This is a genomic window from Shewanella fodinae (genome assembly GCF_014651955.1).
In the GTDB taxonomy this organism is placed as follows: domain Bacteria; phylum Pseudomonadota; class Gammaproteobacteria; order Enterobacterales; family Shewanellaceae; genus Shewanella; species Shewanella fodinae.
This window is the reverse complement of record NZ_BMXW01000007.1, coordinates 1-17,301: the sequence shown is the minus strand read 5'-3', so window position 1 is coordinate 17,301 and position 17,301 is coordinate 1. Positions and strand designations below refer to the sequence as shown.

12 protein-coding genes and 1 pseudogene are annotated in these 17,301 nt (G+C 49.4%); 8 read left to right on the top strand and 5 right to left on the bottom strand.

The features are described from left to right. Positions 1–48 precede the first annotated feature (48 nt). Positions 49–321, top strand: a complete 273-nt coding sequence (locus IE064_RS08010; protein WP_133038707.1) for an acylphosphatase — start codon at positions 49–51, stop codon at positions 319–321. Here the strand turns inward: IE064_RS08010 and IE064_RS08005 are convergent. The 3 genes from IE064_RS08005 to IE064_RS07995 form a co-directional block, all read right to left on the bottom strand. Then, the gene (locus IE064_RS08005) at positions 318–1,337 is read right to left on the bottom strand and encodes a CsiV family protein (protein ID WP_189617391.1); all 1,020 of its coding nucleotides are present in this window, start codon (positions 1,335–1,337) and stop codon (positions 318–320) included. The two genes, IE064_RS08010 and IE064_RS08005, sit on opposite strands and share 4 nt — an antisense overlap. Further along, positions 1,337–4,801 carry a transcription-repair coupling factor gene (gene mfd, locus IE064_RS08000; RefSeq protein ID WP_189617390.1) on the bottom strand — a complete coding sequence of 1,155 codons (3,465 nt, stop codon included), beginning with the start codon at positions 4,799–4,801 and terminating at the stop codon, positions 1,337–1,339. Before mfd ends, IE064_RS08005 begins: the two co-directional genes overlap by 1 nt. A 72-nt stretch (positions 4,802–4,873) precedes the next feature. After that, positions 4,874–5,446 carry a hypothetical protein gene (locus IE064_RS07995; protein ID WP_133038710.1) on the bottom strand — a complete coding sequence of 191 codons (573 nt, stop codon included), beginning with the start codon at positions 5,444–5,446 and terminating at the stop codon, positions 4,874–4,876. 115 nt (positions 5,447–5,561) lie between these two features. Here IE064_RS07995 and IE064_RS07990 point away from each other — a divergent pair, with 115 nt between their 5' ends. From IE064_RS07990 to lolE, 3 genes are read left to right on the top strand one after another with little or no spacing between them, the layout of a single operon-like run. Continuing rightward, a complete protein-coding gene (locus IE064_RS07990; protein WP_189617389.1) occupies positions 5,562–6,794 on the top strand; it encodes a lipoprotein-releasing ABC transporter permease subunit in 1,233 nt (410 codons plus the stop codon). Continuing rightward, positions 6,787–7,509 carry a lipoprotein-releasing ABC transporter ATP-binding protein LolD gene (lolD, locus tag IE064_RS07985; RefSeq protein ID WP_189617388.1) on the top strand — a complete coding sequence of 241 codons (723 nt, stop codon included), beginning with the start codon at positions 6,787–6,789 and terminating at the stop codon, positions 7,507–7,509. The genes IE064_RS07990 and lolD overlap by 8 nt, the downstream gene beginning before the upstream one ends. Beyond that, positions 7,506–8,756 (top strand): lipoprotein-releasing ABC transporter permease subunit LolE, encoded by a 1,251-nt coding sequence (lolE, locus tag IE064_RS07980; protein WP_189617387.1) that lies wholly within the window; start codon positions 7,506–7,508, stop codon positions 8,754–8,756. The genes lolD and lolE overlap by 4 nt, the downstream gene beginning before the upstream one ends. A 38-nt stretch (positions 8,757–8,794) precedes the next feature. Here lolE and IE064_RS07975 read toward each other — a convergent pair whose 3' ends face one another. Next, positions 8,795–9,304 (bottom strand): DUF2062 domain-containing protein, encoded by a 510-nt coding sequence (locus IE064_RS07975; RefSeq protein WP_133038714.1) that lies wholly within the window; start codon positions 9,302–9,304, stop codon positions 8,795–8,797. Positions 9,305–9,333: 29 nt separating this feature from the next. On the opposite strand from IE064_RS07975, the gene IE064_RS07970 reads away from it, so the two are divergent. The 4 genes from IE064_RS07970 to IE064_RS07955 are packed head-to-tail and all read left to right on the top strand — an operon-like array spanning position 9,334 to position 14,749. Further along, on the top strand, positions 9,334–11,706 hold the full coding sequence (locus IE064_RS07970; protein ID WP_308427311.1) for a DNA internalization-related competence protein ComEC/Rec2: 2,373 nt from the start codon (positions 9,334–9,336) through the stop codon (positions 11,704–11,706). A gap of 39 nt (positions 11,707–11,745) precedes the next feature. Beyond that, entirely contained in the window at positions 11,746–13,548 is a 1,803-nt protein-coding gene (msbA, locus tag IE064_RS07965) for a lipid A export permease/ATP-binding protein MsbA (RefSeq protein ID WP_133038716.1), read from the top strand. A gap of 5 nt (positions 13,549–13,553) precedes the next feature. Further along, positions 13,554–14,549: a tetraacyldisaccharide 4'-kinase gene (gene lpxK, locus IE064_RS07960; RefSeq protein WP_189617385.1), complete on the top strand. Its 996-nt coding sequence runs from the start codon at positions 13,554–13,556 to the stop codon at positions 14,547–14,549. 17 nt (positions 14,550–14,566) lie between these two features. Beyond that, complete coding sequence (locus IE064_RS07955) at positions 14,567–14,749, top strand: Trm112 family protein (RefSeq protein WP_189617384.1); 183 nt, start codon at positions 14,567–14,569, stop codon at positions 14,747–14,749. A gap of 354 nt (positions 14,750–15,103) precedes the next feature. Here the strand turns inward: IE064_RS07955 and IE064_RS07950 are convergent. Beyond that, positions 15,104–17,140: pseudogene (locus tag IE064_RS07950) on the bottom strand (anti-phage protein Upx-like protein); the annotation flags it as partial. Positions 17,141–17,301: the final 161 nt, after the last annotated feature.

Genomic DNA, 17,301 nt, shown 5'->3' with positions numbered 1-17,301 from the left:
ATCGGAGTGCTTGATTTATAAGAGCAATAGCAAAGGGGAATCGGTGGTATGAAAAGGGTAATGATCACCATCAGAGGCAAGGTCCAGGGGGTTGGCTTTCGCTATTCGGCATTGCAGAAAGCTAACGCGCTTGGGGTTACCGGCTATGTGAGTAATCGAGATGACGGCGCAGTAGAAATCCTCGCGCAAGGAGCGTTCCCGGCAGTGGATCAACTAATCCACTGGTGCGAAACCGGACCAGCTAACGCCAAAGTTGACAGTGTCTTTGTGGAAGAGGACGAGGCAGATGAAATCTACCTCGATTTTTCCATCACGGTTTAACGTGTTTGTGGCGGAATACTGTTAGTGGCTGGCGATGTATCTGCTGCCGGAGTTTGCGGTTGATCGGCCTCTGTTTCCTGCAATTCTGGTTCCTGTGACTCAGCGTCATCTGACTGCTGGATCCGTCTTACCTGCAAAATCATGCCCATTGCCGGGTGATCGAAATAATGGATTTCGGTGCTGCGAATTCGTCGATTCTGTTCCATGGGCAGGCTGTAAAGATAAGGCATTACTGTGGCAGGCTGGCCTTCAATTGAAATACTCTTCCGCCCTGGTTGGCGTAAATTGAACCGGGTCTCGACGTATAGATAATGGCTTAGATAGATATTGAGCAAACCGTCAAATTGCCAAACGGCTGCAGATTTTTCTGGAGACATTAAATTGTTAAAACCGTCGAAGCTGCTCTGGTTCAGCGGTTGTTCACTGATAGGCAGACCGTTGGCCTGAAAGCGTGTAGCGAAATCCTGCCCAGCAAATAGATGTAAGGGTTGTGCTTGTCGCCTTGGCTTCATTTCTTGGCGCCAAGTGATATGCAACAGTGGTTGTACACCGGCCTGACGCTGCAGTTTTGCTATCATTTCACCAAAACGGGCCTTATCGGCACCTTCAAGAATCGCCGTTTGTAAGTTGGCACTTTGCTCGTCCTTCGGCAACACATTTACGGGCATAACTTTCGGTATAACCAGGGTTTTGGCGCTTTCCAACCCATGGCAGGGTGGTTGTGGTGATGTCGCTGAATTATCACCGCTGCTGGTGCCAATGGTATTCCAGTTGCTGTTACCACAATCCCCCATCGCCATACTGACGCCGGTGATATCACTAGCAACTTGCGGTGTCAGCAGATCCAATGCATTAGTGGTTTTTAGTTCCAGTGGGCTATCTGGCCAATGCTCATCGGTTTGTGTCTGGCGTTCAAAAATGTAGATTTCCACTTCGTACCAAGGATATTGCGCCGCTTGAACCAGGGGGCTCAATGTCAATGCGGCCAGCGTTGCCAGCATAAATTTTGCAAACACTATCTGTCTCCCACTGTGTGTTGTGCCAACTGTTGCAGCAATAATTCGGCCATTTCTAACCGTTGCTTGCTGCTTTCAGTCGCCAACGTGAACTTTAACTTATTCGGGCCGTCCATTCGATAGATTTGTGGTTGTGATTGCAGTAAGCCGATAATGAATCCCGGATCAATCCGATGATCATCGCGAAACTCCAGACTGCCACCACGACCGTGCATTTCCAGTTTCTTGATGCCAAGTCCAGTCGCCTGATGCTTCAACAGCGTCAACTGCATCAGGTTGCGAGTAGCTTCTGGTAACAGGCCAAAGCGGTCGATCAGTTCTACTTTCAGCTCGTCTAAGGCGGCTTCGCTGCGACAGTTGGCGATGCGTTTATAGAGTGACAAGCGAATGTTGACATCGCCAACATAATCTTCCGGTAACAGCGCTGGTATCCGCAGGTCAATTTCGCACTGCTCGTTGAGCATCTGTGCCAGTGACGGTTCTTTGCCTTGCTTCAAGGCATTGACGGCGGATTCCAGCATATCCATGTAAAGGCTGAAGCCAATTTTAGAAATATGGCCGCTTTGCTCTTCACCGAGGAGTTCACCTGCACCACGAATTTCCAAATCTTGGGTTGCCAGCATGAACCCGGCCCCCAGATCTTCCAAAGCGTCAATCGCTTCCAGACGCTTGCGGGCGTCTGTGGTCATCCGTTTTGAATGCGGTGTCATCAAATAAGCATAAGCCTGGTGGTGGGAACGTCCCACGCGGCCACGCAACTGGTGCAGCTGCGCCAGTCCGAACATATCGGCGCGTTCAATGATGATGGTGTTGGCACTGGGAACGTCGATACCGGTTTCGATGATGGTGGTACACACCAGCACATTGTAACGGCGGTGGTAGAAATCGGACATCACTCGTTCCAAGTCCCGTTCCCGCATCTGTCCGTGAGCCACCACTACTCGAGCCTGTGGCACTAACTCACGGATATCGGCAGCGGCTTTTTCAATGGTTTCCACATTGTTGTGCAGGAAATAAACCTGACCACCACGGAGAATTTCACGCTGAATCGCTTCGCGTACGGTATTTTTATCGTATTCGCGGACAAAGGTTTTAACCGCCAGCCGTTTAGCGGGTGGCGTCGCAATAATCGACAAATCGCGCATGCCCGACATTGCCATGTTAAGTGTGCGTGGGATGGGCGTTGCTGTGAGTGTCAGAATGTCCACATTGGCCCTGAGTGCCTTGATTTTCTCTTTTTGGCGCACGCCGAAACGGTGTTCTTCATCGATCACTAGCAGGCCGAGATCTTCAAAACGCACGTCTGTATTGAGCAGTTTATGGGTGCCGATGACGATATCCACCTTGCCTTCAGCCAGCGCGTCAATCACTTGCTGTTGCTCTTTAGCGGTACGGAAACGTGACATCACCTCTATCCGCACCGGCCAATCGGCAAATCTGTCTTTGAAATTTTCGTAGTGTTGCTGTGCCAGCAAGGTAGTGGGCACTAACACCACCACTTGTTTACCTGCATTCACTGCTACAAAAGCGGCACGCATGGCAACTTCGGTTTTACCAAAGCCAACGTCACCGCATACCAGCCGATCCATCGCCATCGGCGATTGCATATCGCTCAGCACCGCATCGATAGCCGTTTCTTGGTCAACGGTTTCTTCAAACGGAAAACTCTGGGCAAACAGTGCATAATCCTGTTGGTCGAGTGCAACGGCAACGCCTGGACGCGATTGCCTGCGTGCGTAAATATCCAGCAATTCCGCCGCCACGTCACGGATCCGTTCAATGGCTTTTTTTCGAGCTTTGTCCCACGTATCGTTGCCGAGTTTATTGAGTCCAGGTTGCTGATCCGGGCCAACGGTATAACGGCTGATAAGGTGCAACGATGCTACCGGCACATACAGTTTGTCACCACCGGCATATTCCAACTTCAGATATTCCGCAACCATGCCGCCGGCGTCAAGGGTTTCCAGCCCTTGATACAAGGCTACGCCGTGTTCAAGGTGCACAATCGGTTGGCCGACTTTTAACTCCGCTAGATCGCGTATCAGCACATCTTGGCTTATCTGACGCTGTTTCTCGCGGCGTCGTTGCTGCGCGATACGCATGCCAAACAATTCGGTTTCGCAGATGATGCTTAAGGCCGGTTGCTGCAACTGACAACCGAGTGATAATGGCGACACCATCAACCCGATAGGGTCTGGGCTATTGAGAAACGCCTTGATACTGCTAAATAACTGCGGTTTAAGATCAATCGTGGCCAACAGCTCCAACAAGGCTTCTCGGCGGCCTTCCGTTTCTGCGCTGAATAAAACTTTGGGCGTTTGCGCCACAAAGGCACTCAAGGCGGCTAACGGCTGTTTTTGTTTATGATTAACGGTTAAATCCGGCAACGGCTTGAGGGCAGCGTGCCACTGATGCTTGTGATCGGTGACTCCATCCAATTGGACGCGCGGCAGTTGTTTGAAGCTGCTGAACAACTGATCGGTTAACAGATACAGATCTTTAGGTGCCAGCAGTGGCCGCAATGGATCAACTTTACGGTCTTCATAGCGGTGCTGCACTTGTGTCAGATGTTCATCGGCGGCGCTTTGCAAATCGCCGATGGTGAGTAACTGTATCTCGCCCCCCAGATAATCGAACAGATTAGCGGTTTCATCAAAGAACAACGGTAGATAGTTTTCGATGCCCGCTGGCATCAGGTGTCGACTCACTTGCTGATATACCGATTCCGGTTCTTTGACCACCACTTCGAAATAGCGGCGGTAACGCAGACGGAAGCCTTCAATCGCGGCATCATCGGTTGGAAATTCGCGTGCAGGTAACATGCGGATTTCATTGACTGGATCTTGCGACAACTGGGTATCGGCATCGAAGTAACGGATAGATTCCACTTCGTCATCAAACAGTTCGATGCGCAACGGTGCGGGCGAGCCCATAGGGAAAATATCTAGAATGGAGCCGCGGATGGCAAATTCACCATGCTCATACACCTGACCCACCAGATGGTATCCGGCGTTTACCAGATGTTCGCGCATCTTTTGTAACGGGTAATGGTCGCCATTTTTCAGCAGCATTACATTGGCACTGAGGAATGCTTGCGGCGGTAATCTGACCATCAATGTGGTCACCGGCACAATCACCAATGCCTGCTTGGTGCCCGGCAGGCGCGACAAGGTTTCAAGCCGCTGCGAAATCAGGTCCTGATGTGGCGAAAAACTGTCATAGGGTAGCGTTTCCCTGTCAGGGAACAGCCATACCGGCATGTCGTCTGCCAATAAATATCGCAGTTCGGCTTCCAGTGTCAGCGCCGTGGGCGTATCTGGCGTTACCAAGAGACTGATGGCGCCATGCTGTCTTGCCAGCGCGGCTAACGTCAGTGCGCGGGCAACACCTTCCGGTAAGCCCAGATAGCGGATGTCTCCGGCTTTAGTGGCACCTTCTGGTGCCAGAACAGAAAAAACAGTCATTGAAACGGCAAAGGCTTGTTTCTGAAAGATGGCGCACATTGTAGAGATTTGCGCCGGTGAGTACCAGAGGCGTTAGCGACTGCTCTTGCGCTGCTTCAGTTGTTTTTGCTGCACCACCAGACTGGCTTTGACCAGTTGTTCCACTTCGGCTTCGGTAATGACACTGTACTCCAGATCCAGCAGGTAGCGTTCTGGATTATCGGGATCTTCCCGGCAATCACTGACTCTGGCAAGACACAGTACGGAAAGGATCTCTTCTCGGACAAACAACAACAGCTTTACCTGCGCATTGCGCGGTAGTGCCTGCTCACTTTGCAGACGCACACCGCTACCACCAAACTGCAGACCGATGCAGTGCTGGCCATCGCGGGCTTCCTGTTCCAGCAGATGCTGTAATACCAGATCCACTTTGCGGGATTGCAGTTTCAAGTATTCTACTATGGCCCGGCCATCATCCCCCAATTGTCTAAGATGGATCAGACAGTCACCTTCCAACGCCTTGACTTCGCTCATTAACTGCATGCCTTTGGATTTCATGCTTTGTAGCTGATCTTCATCGGGCAATGCCTGGTCTTCTGGCCATAACGAGATGTAAGCGTCAAATGGGTGTGGAACACTGAAATAGCCACTGGATTCTGGAAACAAGGCGAAGCCTCTTGTATTTAGCGGGTCAATCCACCTATTATCGTGCCCACTTCAATGATTTAGCAAGCCTGCTGCGGATTTACCGCGCTGCAGTTGAGGAGACGTTGTTCTGCCCATGAATCCGGCCCTATCCTGTTTTATCGGTTACCGTTACTGGCGGGCGCGCAAATCTAATGCCTTTGCTTCCTTTATTACCTTCTTTGCGGTCAGTGGCATTTTCCTGGGGGTCGCCGCATTGATCATTGTTAGCTCAGTGATGAATGGTCTGGAAGGGCAGCTTAAGCAGCGTATTTTGGGCGCAGTGCCACAGCTGACAATTCATAGTGAGCAAGCGATTGTGCACTGGCAACAATTGGCGGCAACGCTAAAGACCTTACCTGGCGTACGCGGTGCCGCGCCGTCTATTGCTACGCAGGCGATGGTACAATCCAGTGACAATATCAGCGCGGTGCAGCTCTATGGTATTTTGCCTGATGCTGACCGCCAGTTGTCACCAGTTGCTGATCATACATTTCCAGAAGCCTATAACGCGCTGCAGAGTGGCAGTTACAAAGTGCTGCTCGGTGGCGAGTTAGCCAGACGACTGAATGTCAGTAGTGGCGATAAGGTGCGGTTGCTGAGCGGTGATGGTGTAGTGTATTCGCCTTTAGGGCCGGTGCCCAGCCAACGCACCTTTGAAGTGGCCGGGGTGTTTGAAATGGGCTCGCAGGTCGATGCCAATGTTGCTTATCTGTATTATGCCGATGCCCGACGCTTGATACGCAAAGCTCCTGATGCGATTCAGGATCTGCGTTTGTTTCTCGATGATCCTTTTGCAGCACCGCAGCTTACGCCTAAAGTGGCGCAATTGTTAGCGAGTGAAGGACTGAAGGTTACCGTCAGTGACTGGCGGGATAATTATGGTCATCTGTTTGCGGCAGTAAAGATGGAAAAAAATATGATGTCGTTGATGCTCAGTCTGATCATCGCCGTGGCGGCATTTAATATTGTCTCGGCACTGGTGATGATGGTAGTGGACAAGACCGCCGATGTGGCAGTGCTTAAAACCCAGGGGTTAGGGCGGGCGGATATCATGCTGGTATTTGTGTCGCAGGGGTCATTGAATGCCTTGTTGGGCTTGGCATTAGGCCTACTAATGGGGATTGTTGCCACCGAACATATTAATCCGCTGCTGAGTGGTGTTGGTATTAATATTCTTGGGGCCGGCCAGTTGTTGCCGGTGATTATCAATCCGCAGCAATTGCTGATGATTGCTATCGGTACCGTTATCATCACGTTACTGGCAACGCTGTACCCGGCACTGCGTGCGGCTGCAGTTCAACCCGCCAATGTGCTCCGTTATGAGTAATCAAGTTAAGAGAAAACAGATGCAGAATCAGCCATTACTGCAGGTCCTTGGGGTCAGCAAAAGTTATCAGGAAGGCAAACTCAGTACTCCGGTGCTGCATGACGTGTCACTGACCGTTGAGGCCGGCGAGCAACTTGCCATTGTTGGCAGTTCTGGCTCCGGCAAAAGTACCCTGCTGCATATCATAGGTACACTGGATAAGCCCAGCGGCGGTCAGGTAATTCTCGATGGTGAGACGCTGTACCAAGTGTCGGCGGCGCGGCAAGCGCAGATCCGCAATCAGGAGTTAGGGTTTATCTATCAGTTTCATCATCTGTTGCCAGAATTTACCGCACTGGAAAATGTCTGCATGCCAGGCTGGATTGCTGGGCGGAATAAAGTCGATGTGCAGCAGCAAGCCCAACAGTTGTTAACGCGGGTCGGACTGGAGCATCGGCTGCAGCATCTGCCGTCGGAGCTTTCCGGTGGCGAGCGTCAGCGCGTGGCGATTGCACGGGCGCTCATTAATAACCCTAAGCTTGTGTTGGCCGACGAGCCGACCGGGAATCTGGATGCTAACAGCGGCGAAACAGTCTATGAGCTTATTCGTGAACTGGCAGCACAATTGGGCACTGCCTTTGTGGTGGTCACCCATGATCATCAACTGGCGGCTAGGATGGATAGGCAACTGCAAATGGTGGATGGTCGCCTGAGTGTGGCAGGGGCATCACTATGAAGTCGACGCTGCCTTTACTGCTTGGCTGGCGTTTTTATCGGGCGCGGCAGCGCAGTGGCTTTATCAGCTTTATCTCTTTTGCCTCCACCGCAGGGATTGCCTTGGGGGTGGCGGTGTTGATCCTAGTGCTATCGGCGATGAATGGCTTTGAAAGCGAATTGGAAAAACGTTTGCTCGGGGTCGTGCCGCAAGGCGAGTTGTTGTCTGCTGGTCAACCGATTGCCAACTGGCGGCAGATGCTTAGCGACGCGAGTGCCATCCACGGCATTACCGCTGCGGCGCCTATGGTGAAGATGCAAGGGCTGGTGCAAAAACCCGGTGGTTTTGCAGGTGTGCAGGTGGTGGGTATCGACCCAGCGCTGGAACAGCACGTCTCGACCTTGGGTAATTATCTGTCCCCGGGTTGGCAAAGCCTGCAAGGCGATGGCAATCATATTGTGATGGGGCAAGGTTTACTGAAAAAACTCGGGCTGAAAGTCGGCGATTCGGTGACGCTTTATCTGCCGCCCCCCCGTGGCACTGGCGCGGCGACGGATATTGGTCGTGCTCGCAGTCATACCTTGGTGATCAGCGGTAGTTTCAGTGTCGGTGGCGAATTGGACTTTGCCAATACTTATGTGCCGTTAGCTTATGCACAAAAACTACTGGGGCTGGGCGATGCCGTGACCGCTGTACGCATCAAAGTAGCACGGGTATTTGAGGCGCCAAAGCTCATCCGTGAACTGGGTTATCAACAACAGCAGATGTTGTATATCAGTGACTGGACTCGGACTCAGGGCCACCTGTATCAGGACATCCAGATGGTGCGTACCGTGATGTATCTGGTGCTGGCGTTGGTCATTGCTGTTGCTTGTTTTAATATCGTGTCAACGCTGGTGATGGCCGTGCGCGACAAGGCGGCGGAGATTGCGATTCTGATGACCATGGGATTTGGTCGTCGGGCGATGATGGCGGTGTTTGTGGTGCAGGGAGCCCTTAATGGCATTGTTGGCTGCGTGCTCGGTACTGTGTGCGGCGTGTTATTGGCGCAAAATCTCTCGGCGATTGCTGCGTTTATCGAACAGCTGACCGGACATAAATTTTTGTCGGCCGATGTCTATTTTATCGATTTTCTGCCGTCACGTTTGGAACTGTCAGATGTGTTGCTGGTGTTGGTAATGGCATTGATGATGAGCCTGCTGGCAACCTTGTATCCTGCCTATCGCGCCAGCCGTATCGCGCCAGCACAAGCCTTGGCCGCACGCTAACGCCACTAAAAGCATAGGCCGCGAGAGCGGCCTATTGACTATTTGTTGCGGCGTTTTTGCCATTGCATATAAATGGAATATTGCCAAGCGCTACGCACCACCACATAACCTACAACCGCGCTTATCACCCCAAAGACGAAACACCCTAGGAAAAACGGCGGTGCAATGGTGGAAAACGATTCTTCTATCCATTTCCATGACAACTCAAACGCAAACTGTTCTGGCGGATGATGCAGTATCTTGGCACCCGCTAGATATGCCAGATAAAACATTGGCGGCATGGTCACCGGATTGGTAATCCACACCAATGCGACAGAAACTGGCAGGTTAACATTAAACGCAATCGCCAACGCTGCGGCTAACACCATCTGGAATGGCATAGGCACCCATGCCACAAATAGTCCAATGGCAAAGGCCCCGGGGGCTGAACGTCGCGTCAGCGCCCATAGGTTAGGGTTATTCAGCAAATCACCGAAAACACGCAGGTATTTATGTTCCCGCAGGACTTCAGGTTTGGGCAGGAACTTTTTAATCAGTTTCTTTGGCATAAGGTTCGATTGCTGTCTTAACTTAGCTGATGAATTACGTACTGAGTGGCTTTTGCCTGGCTCTGATCTCGGCTGTTTTCTGGCCGCAGATGCCATCCTCTCTATTATCACAGTTAATTATTGCAGGGGCTTTACTCCTGTGCGCACTGTGGCATCTCAAACATCGTCACCCGCTCAAGACGCTGCTTTGCGGCGTACTTGGTGGAATACTATGGATGATATTGTACTGCCATAGTGTGTTGTCGTTGCGGGAAGTGGACGAGTATTCATCGCTTCGGGGACATACGACACCCCTGACTGTGCGGGGAAAAATCATATCACTGGTTGGCGGCGATGGCGACTGGATTAGTATAGAAGTTGCTGAAGCACGGACGCAAAGCTTCTGGAAGCCGCCACGGCGCTGGCGATTGGGTTGGGATCGGCAACATTTGGCAGCCATAGATAGGCACCCGTTGCCGCAAGTTGGGGAGTTATGGTCATTTGAGGTTCGGCCGCGCGCGTTCCCGTCAGTACTGAATTTGGGCGGTTTTAATCAGCAGCGTCAATTACTGGCCCAGCATATCACCGCCAGAGGCAACATTCAGGCGGCAACCCGTTTAGCAACTGTTGATGGTGGTCGAGCACAACTGCTGCAGCAGCTGGCAACAACTCTGCAAGCTTTTGACAATGGGGACATTTTACTGGCGCTCACCATGGGTGAGCGCAGTCTTATCAGTGAACAGCGTTGGCAACAGCTAAGGCAAACTGGCACGGGGCACCTGGTGGCGATTTCTGGGCTGCATCTGTCGGTCGTCGCTTTATGGTTATATGTAAGTAGTCGCTGGCTGCTATTACACTTTTGGCCAGTGCAAAGCCGACGTAATCTGCTGTTGGCGCAGCTATTGGCGTTAGCCGGGGCCGGTGTTTACGCTTGGCTCGCTGGCTTTGGCATTCCGGTGCAACGGTCGTTACTGATGCTGTTGGCGCTGGTGTTGGTTAATATGTCAATGCGCTCGGTATCTGCTTGGGAGCGTTGGCTGTGGGCGCTCACCTGTGTCTTGCTGCTAGACCCATTAGCCGCACTCAGCGGCGGCGTTTGGCTTTCTTTCTTGGCTTTGGCGCTGATCCTGTTGGAGTGGCATCGAAGTGAGCCGCAGTTCAATGCTAGTTGGCATCAGAAACTATGGCGCTGGTGTCGTCAGTTTTGGCGAGTGCAGTGGCGTTTATGTCTGGGATTGACGTTAGTACAAGCGTTGCTTTTCGGAGGCGTGAGCCTGCATAGCTTCTGGATCAATCTGTTATTAGTGCCTTGGTTCAGTGTGGTGGTGATCCCCCTCAGTTTGTTAGCTTTGTTGGCGTGGGGAATTCTGCAATGGTGGTTGCCAACGTCTGCTGCCAAGCTGTTTATCTGGCACTTAGCAGATTGGTCGTTATGGCCAGTAGATCGGTTATGGCAACTCAGTGACCATCTGCCGGGCAGTTGGTTATTGCTGCCTTGGCAGCTCACTTTGAGCCTGATGTTTGTGCTGGTCGGCGGGGTAATCTGGTACTGGCGGCCTAGGCGACGCTTTTTGTGGTTGCCATGCTTGCTGTTGTTGCCCGCGTTATTCCAGACTGCACAATGGCAAGGCTGGCTGCCGGCAAAAGGTTGGCAATTGCATGTGTTGGATGTTGGTCAAGGCTTGGCGGTGGTGGTTCAGCAAGGGCCGCAGGCGCTGTTATTCGATACCGGTGCGGCCTTTCCCTCTGGGTTTAGTTATGCTGAGCGGGTGATTTTGCCGTTTCTTGCCGCCGCCGGCGTCAGACACCTGGACTACTTGGTGATAAGCCACGGTGATAACGATCATGCCGGTGGCGCATCGGTTATTCTCAATGCATTCCCCAATAGTCAGTTGATCACTGATGTTGGCGGTTTGCCAGCTTCTCAAGGCTGCCGTCCCAAACAATGGCAGTGGCGGGCTCTGAGCTTAACAGTGTTAGGTCCTGAAGTCGCAGCAAGTGGCAATGATGGTTCCTGTGTGTTGCTGGTGGCGGATAATCAGCATCGAGTGTTATTGCCGGGTGATATTGAATTAGCCGGTGAAGTTGCATTATTGCGACAAGATAAGCCGATTAACGCTGATATTATGTTGGCACCCCATCATGGCAGTAAAACTTCATCCAGTACTGATTTTATTAAAGCAGTCAGTCCTATGTGGGTTGTATTCCCCGCCGGACTCAACAATCGTTGGCAGTTCCCGCGACCGGAAATCCGTGAGCGTTACCAACTGGCAAATGTCATATCGCTCGTTAGTGGTGAGCAAGGGCAGGTAAGTTTTCACTTCGATGATAGCGGCATTAATGTTGATAGCTATCGCCAACAAATAGCGCCCTATTGGTATAACCGTTTGTTTGGATTTGGTAACGTCGTCAATCCAGAGTAGAATGCCGACTTTGCCCATATTAGTGAAGTTACAGTCTCCATGAGCAGTGCGCCAAAACACGAAACCTGGACAGTCTTTAAGCGGTTAATCTCCTACGTTCAGCACCTGAAAAAGGTGTTTGTTATCTCTGTGCTGGGACTACTTGGCTACGGTGCCGTTGATATCACCTTTATGACCTTTATCAAACCCTTTGTAGACGAAGGGTTTTCCAGTAAACCTTCCGTTGCGGTAGGCGCTGATCTGGTGACCACGCATGGGTTTCAGTCTGGTAATGATGTGTTGGCACTGGCACCGTTTATTATTGTGGGGCTATTTTTCTTGCGTGGCGTGTGCAATTTCATTTCTACGTATGGCATTTCCTATATGAGTACCAAGGTGATCCAGGAGATGCGGCAACAGGTGTTTGAGCATATTCTCAAACTGCCGGTCAGTTTTATGGATCAGCAGAATTCCGGCAATCTCATCTCTAAAGTGACCTATGATACTGAGCAGATTGCTCGCGCTTCGGGCAATGCACTGATCACCATCGTTCGTGATGGCATCACGGTTATCGGTATGATTGGCGTCATGTTTTACTACTCGTGGAAACTCTCGATTTTTATCTTGGTGATTGCTCCGGCTATCGGTTTGGTGATCACCATAGTGAGTCGCCGTTTTCGCAAGGTGTCACGGCAGATCCAAAACGCTATGGGGTCGGTTACTACCGTTACTGAGCAGATGATCAAGGGCCATAAAAATGTGCTGGCGTTTGGTGGTCAGAAAACCGAAGCCGAGCGGTTTGCCAGTGCTAACGATTTTAACCGTTATCAGAATATGAAGTTGGCAACCACTCAAGCTATCAGCCAACCGTTGGTGATGATTATCGGCTCTTTTGCGCTGGGCGCAGTGATCTTTGCCGCTAGTCTTGACAGTTTACGTGGCGAGTTAACCGCCGGGATTTTTACGACAGTGTTGGCTTGTATGTTGTCAATGTTGCAGCCGATTAAAAATTTGACCCGCATCAATGCTGAGTTTCAGCGCGGTATCGCGGCCTGTACCACGGTTTTTGAACTGTTGGATACCCCAACGGAGCAGGATAGTGGCAGTTATGAGGTTGCGCGAGTGCAGGGCGATGTTCGTTTTAGCAATGTCAGCTTTGGCTATCCCAGCCAGGACAAGCTAGCACTGGAACATGTCAGTTTTCATGTGCCACAAGGGCATACAATGGCGTTGGTCGGGCGTTCAGGCTCTGGTAAATCCACTATCGCCAGCTTGCTGACGCGTTTTTATAGCGGCCTGGAAAATGGTGATATTCTGCTGGATGATGTCAGTATCTATGACTATTCCCTTAAATGTTTACGCAGTCAGGTGGCTTTAGTGTCACAGCAAGTTACGTTATTCAATGACACCATTGCCAACAACATTGCTTATGCGTATCCCGGTGAAGTTACCAGACAACAGATAGAAGATGCGGCGCGTCTGGCTTATGCCATGGAGTTTATTGAAAAACTGCCTCACGGGCTGGATACCGAAATTGGTGAAAATGGTGTGACCTTATCCGGTGGTCAGCGGCAACGTATCGCCATTGCCCGGGCGATTTTGCGCGATGCGCCAGTGCTGATCCTAGATGAAGCTACCTCGGCGCTGGATACGGAATCAGAGAAAGCGATTCAGAAAGGTCTGGATAATTTGCGCCGTAACCGCACCTCAATCGTGATTGCACATCGGTTATCTACCATTGAAAATGCGGATGAAATTTTGGTGGTGGATCAAGGTCAGATTGTTGAGCGCGGTAACCACAAGGCGCTACTCGCGCTAGATGGCATGTACGCCAAACTGTATCAGATGCAGTTTGGGAGCTGATGCAGATGGAAGCGTGGGTCAATCGGATCTGGTACGGTCGGCACTGGGTGCGTTGGTTGTTATGGCCCTTGTCCTGGTTGTTTGCCCTTATCAGTGGTCTGCGGCGGCTGGCATTTCGTCTTGGTATTAAAACACAGGTAAAGTTACCGGTACCCGTCATTATTGTCGGAAATATTACTGTCGGCGGCAGTGGCAAAACACCTATGGTGATCTATCTGGTGGAGTGGCTGAGGCGTCAGGGCTATCGCCCTGGGGTGATCAGTCGTGGTTATGGTAGCCAGCAACGACATTCACGTTTAGTGTCTGCCACGTCAACACCAGCAGATGTAGGGGATGAGCCTTGTATGATAGTCCGCCGTACTGGTGTTCCCATGGCCGTAGGCGCCGATCGTATTGCTAGTGCACACTTACTACTGCAATCAGCCATTGTGGATATTATTATCAGCGACGATGGCTTACAGCATTACCGACTCGCCAGAGATATTGAACTGGTGGTACTGGATGCCAACCGTGGTTTGGGCAATGGCATGTTGTTGCCCGCAGGGCCGTTACGGGAAGGTGCTTGGCGTTTAGAAACCGCTGATTTTGTGTTGTGTAATGGTGCGCTTGCAGACAGCACGGCGCACTTTGCCATGACATTGCAGCCTGCCGGGTTAAAACCTGTTGCCAGTGACATTGACCAAGTGCCGCCAACAACCGCACAACCTGTGGTGGCGCTAGCGGGGATTGGCAATCCGCAACGTTTTTTTGAGACCTTGCAACGGCAAGGATATTCCCTGAGCCAGGCCATAGTATTTGCGGATCATCATCCTTACAATATTGAAGATTTTACCCAGGTTGCCTCGCAACCCATTGTGATGACCGAAAAAGATGCCATTAAATGTCGCACATTTGCAGGCGCACAGTGGTGGTATTTGGCAGTAGATGCGGTATTCTCGGCAACATTTGAAGCGCAATTACTGGAATGTGTGCGTTCAGTAATGAGCAACAAGCATGACTAAATAGAAAGGACAGTCAGATGGCATTTGATAAAAAACTTCTGGACATAGTGGCGTGCCCGGTTTGTAAAGGCAAACTGGAGTATGACAAAGAACACCAGCAGCTGATCTGTAAAGCAGACCGTCTGGTTTACCCTATTGATGATGGTATCCCGGTATTGTTAGCGGATAAGGCCGTTAACTGGCAGGAAAACCAAGAATAGTCGCAGCTTAATACGGTTAGGTTGTGTAACTCATCGCCTTGCAAGGTGATGTTGCAGATTGCTATCAAAGTCCTAGAGGTCAATCTAGGACTTTGATTGGATTGATTGAAACGCTCACGCTTATCTTTAAGCTCTTAGGTGTAATGGCTTATACACGCTCTAGCCGTTTTGATTATATGGTGTGTAGTGTGACTTGAGCGTATGCCTATACAGCTCACTTCTGGACATAAATGAGTCGACAAATTTGCTAAATTAGCTCCTCACGCATAAGTTCAGGTATTGCAAATCTAGAATAGACTAACCACCAAATTCACTCAATCAATACAACGGTACGTCAATTATTTGATCATTGAATTAGACATTTAGTTCGTCAAAGAAACAAACTGTAACGGGTATATCACTGTCAGCGTTATCGTACGAAACAGGTACGGTCTGCCTAAACAACAACATTACTTTCAATTCGTTTATAGATTCGAGCTTCAAGTAATCCCTCAACTTATCGATGTTTTCATCCAATACTAAGAAGCGATCCATGTGTTTCTTTAGGCGATCAGGTTTGCCATCTGATTTCTCTACACCACGAAATTCGTATATTTGTTTAGCTATTTCACCTTGAGTTTTGGCAAATTCTAGGTCTTTGCATTCAACGAGGTAGACAATTTTTTCTGAAGGGTTCCATGCGAGCACATCAACATCTCCAAAGTCTTTCTTGGTTCTTTTTTTAAGAATCTTGCTGACCTTCACATCAGCCTCAACTTTCCAACCCAAGCTACTAAATTTGTCAGCAGCTTCTTGGTTGAATCTGTGCCCCGACTTATTTCGTTGCTCCCCAATCCATTTTTTCATCGCTTTGGTGTTGAAAAATGAGCCGTCTAGAGTTGCGTCAAGTGAATTGGATAAGCAATACAAAACCCCTCTTCGTATTAAGCTTGGGGCTATAACGAGCTTATCACCAAGTATTATTAATGGCCGTGCTGTCAATGACAACCTGCGTCTATATCTCCATGGGGAAATATCGCTTACACGATAACCTGAAGATAATGCCATCCAGCTGGATCTTTGTGGTAGGGTAAATCTATCCATAAAAGCTTTCAACGCAGCATCCGATACACCACTAGTATTCGATTGATAAAATAGCTCTGAGCATGAGATTTCATAGACAGCTTTGTTTTTTTCGATCCCAATATTTTCAAAAACATCTAAGATTTTTCTGGCTTCATCGATAGATACCCCAAACTCTTCATGCCAAGCAGTCTCGAACTCTTGACCAAGTAGACCGGCAACCTTTTCATGAACTTTTGGTTCAGAGAAATGATCATCATATTTATTTGAAGCATGGTCTATCATCACTGTTTGAACGGACTTACCGTAAGGATTTACTACTGTGTCATACGCAGTGTGATCGAATTGTACATCACCATATGTGGAAAGCCTTAGATGGGGCTTAACCAACTCATACATAATCGAATCTGAAAGATTACCATATTGGAAAATTGCAGTTGCAAAAGTTATTAGCTTAGTTAAATCCAGATGATTTGGAGCTTTTCCGCCTTCATCTAAGGATTCACAGATAGCCATTTCAATAAGAATCCTAGACCCCGTAAGTGCAGAATTATTTGAAGAAATTCGCTCCAATGCGACTGAATATACATCATCTTTATCATTATGGAGTCCCAGCATGGCTTTGAAAGTACGCTGCCAATGCTCAATATCTGCTTCTACAGCAGTATAATTTTTAAGCAAGAAGTTAATTAGCTCCTTCTTGTTAAAAGACCCCAAATATGACTGGATTTCCTTCCAAAGATTCAAAGTTAAGTCTTGTAAATATTGCGTGCATTCATTTTTGCCGTAGATAGAGCATGGCTCGGTATGGCTTTTCGACATCCATGCTAGCCCAATTTTAATGGTGGCATCATCAAAACGGTCTAATACTAAAGGTTCAGGTAAGCTCATTTTGACGTAATCCAGAAAGGATTGTGCGGTGAGCATATGCACTTCTTTACCATAATTATCAGTAAAAACATGACCTAAAATACTTTCAACTAGCTCCTCATGGTCATTACATTCAACAGACTCTTTTATAAAAACAGTAAGCAATGATTTTATGATGGTCCTCTCAGCAACGTTGTCAGCTCGATGAAATGCAAGAAAATATTTTTTTAAGAACTTACAGCTTATATGCAGAATGCCATTTTCTACAGATGTAGAGGTCTTTATTAAATTGCTGAGAGTTTCGGGAGCAAGTACTTGAGATACTTGAGTGGGGACATCAACATCTTCAAATTCAATCTTAAAACAAACATTCGCGTATGATGAAGAGCAGGCAAAATCAGATAATACCAAATCAGTCCTACATATCCAGTTACAGACGGCATGCCACAATCTATATAAAAGGTCTTTATTTTGATTTTCTTTATGTAAAGGAGGCCTTGTTGATCAAATCAATCGCAGATAAGCCAGTTCCCATCATGGTTCGTGGTGTTAATTGAGCCTCTGGCGAATGGGCATACCTAGTCCTATGACTTTGTTCATCACCTTCACGCCAGCCAATG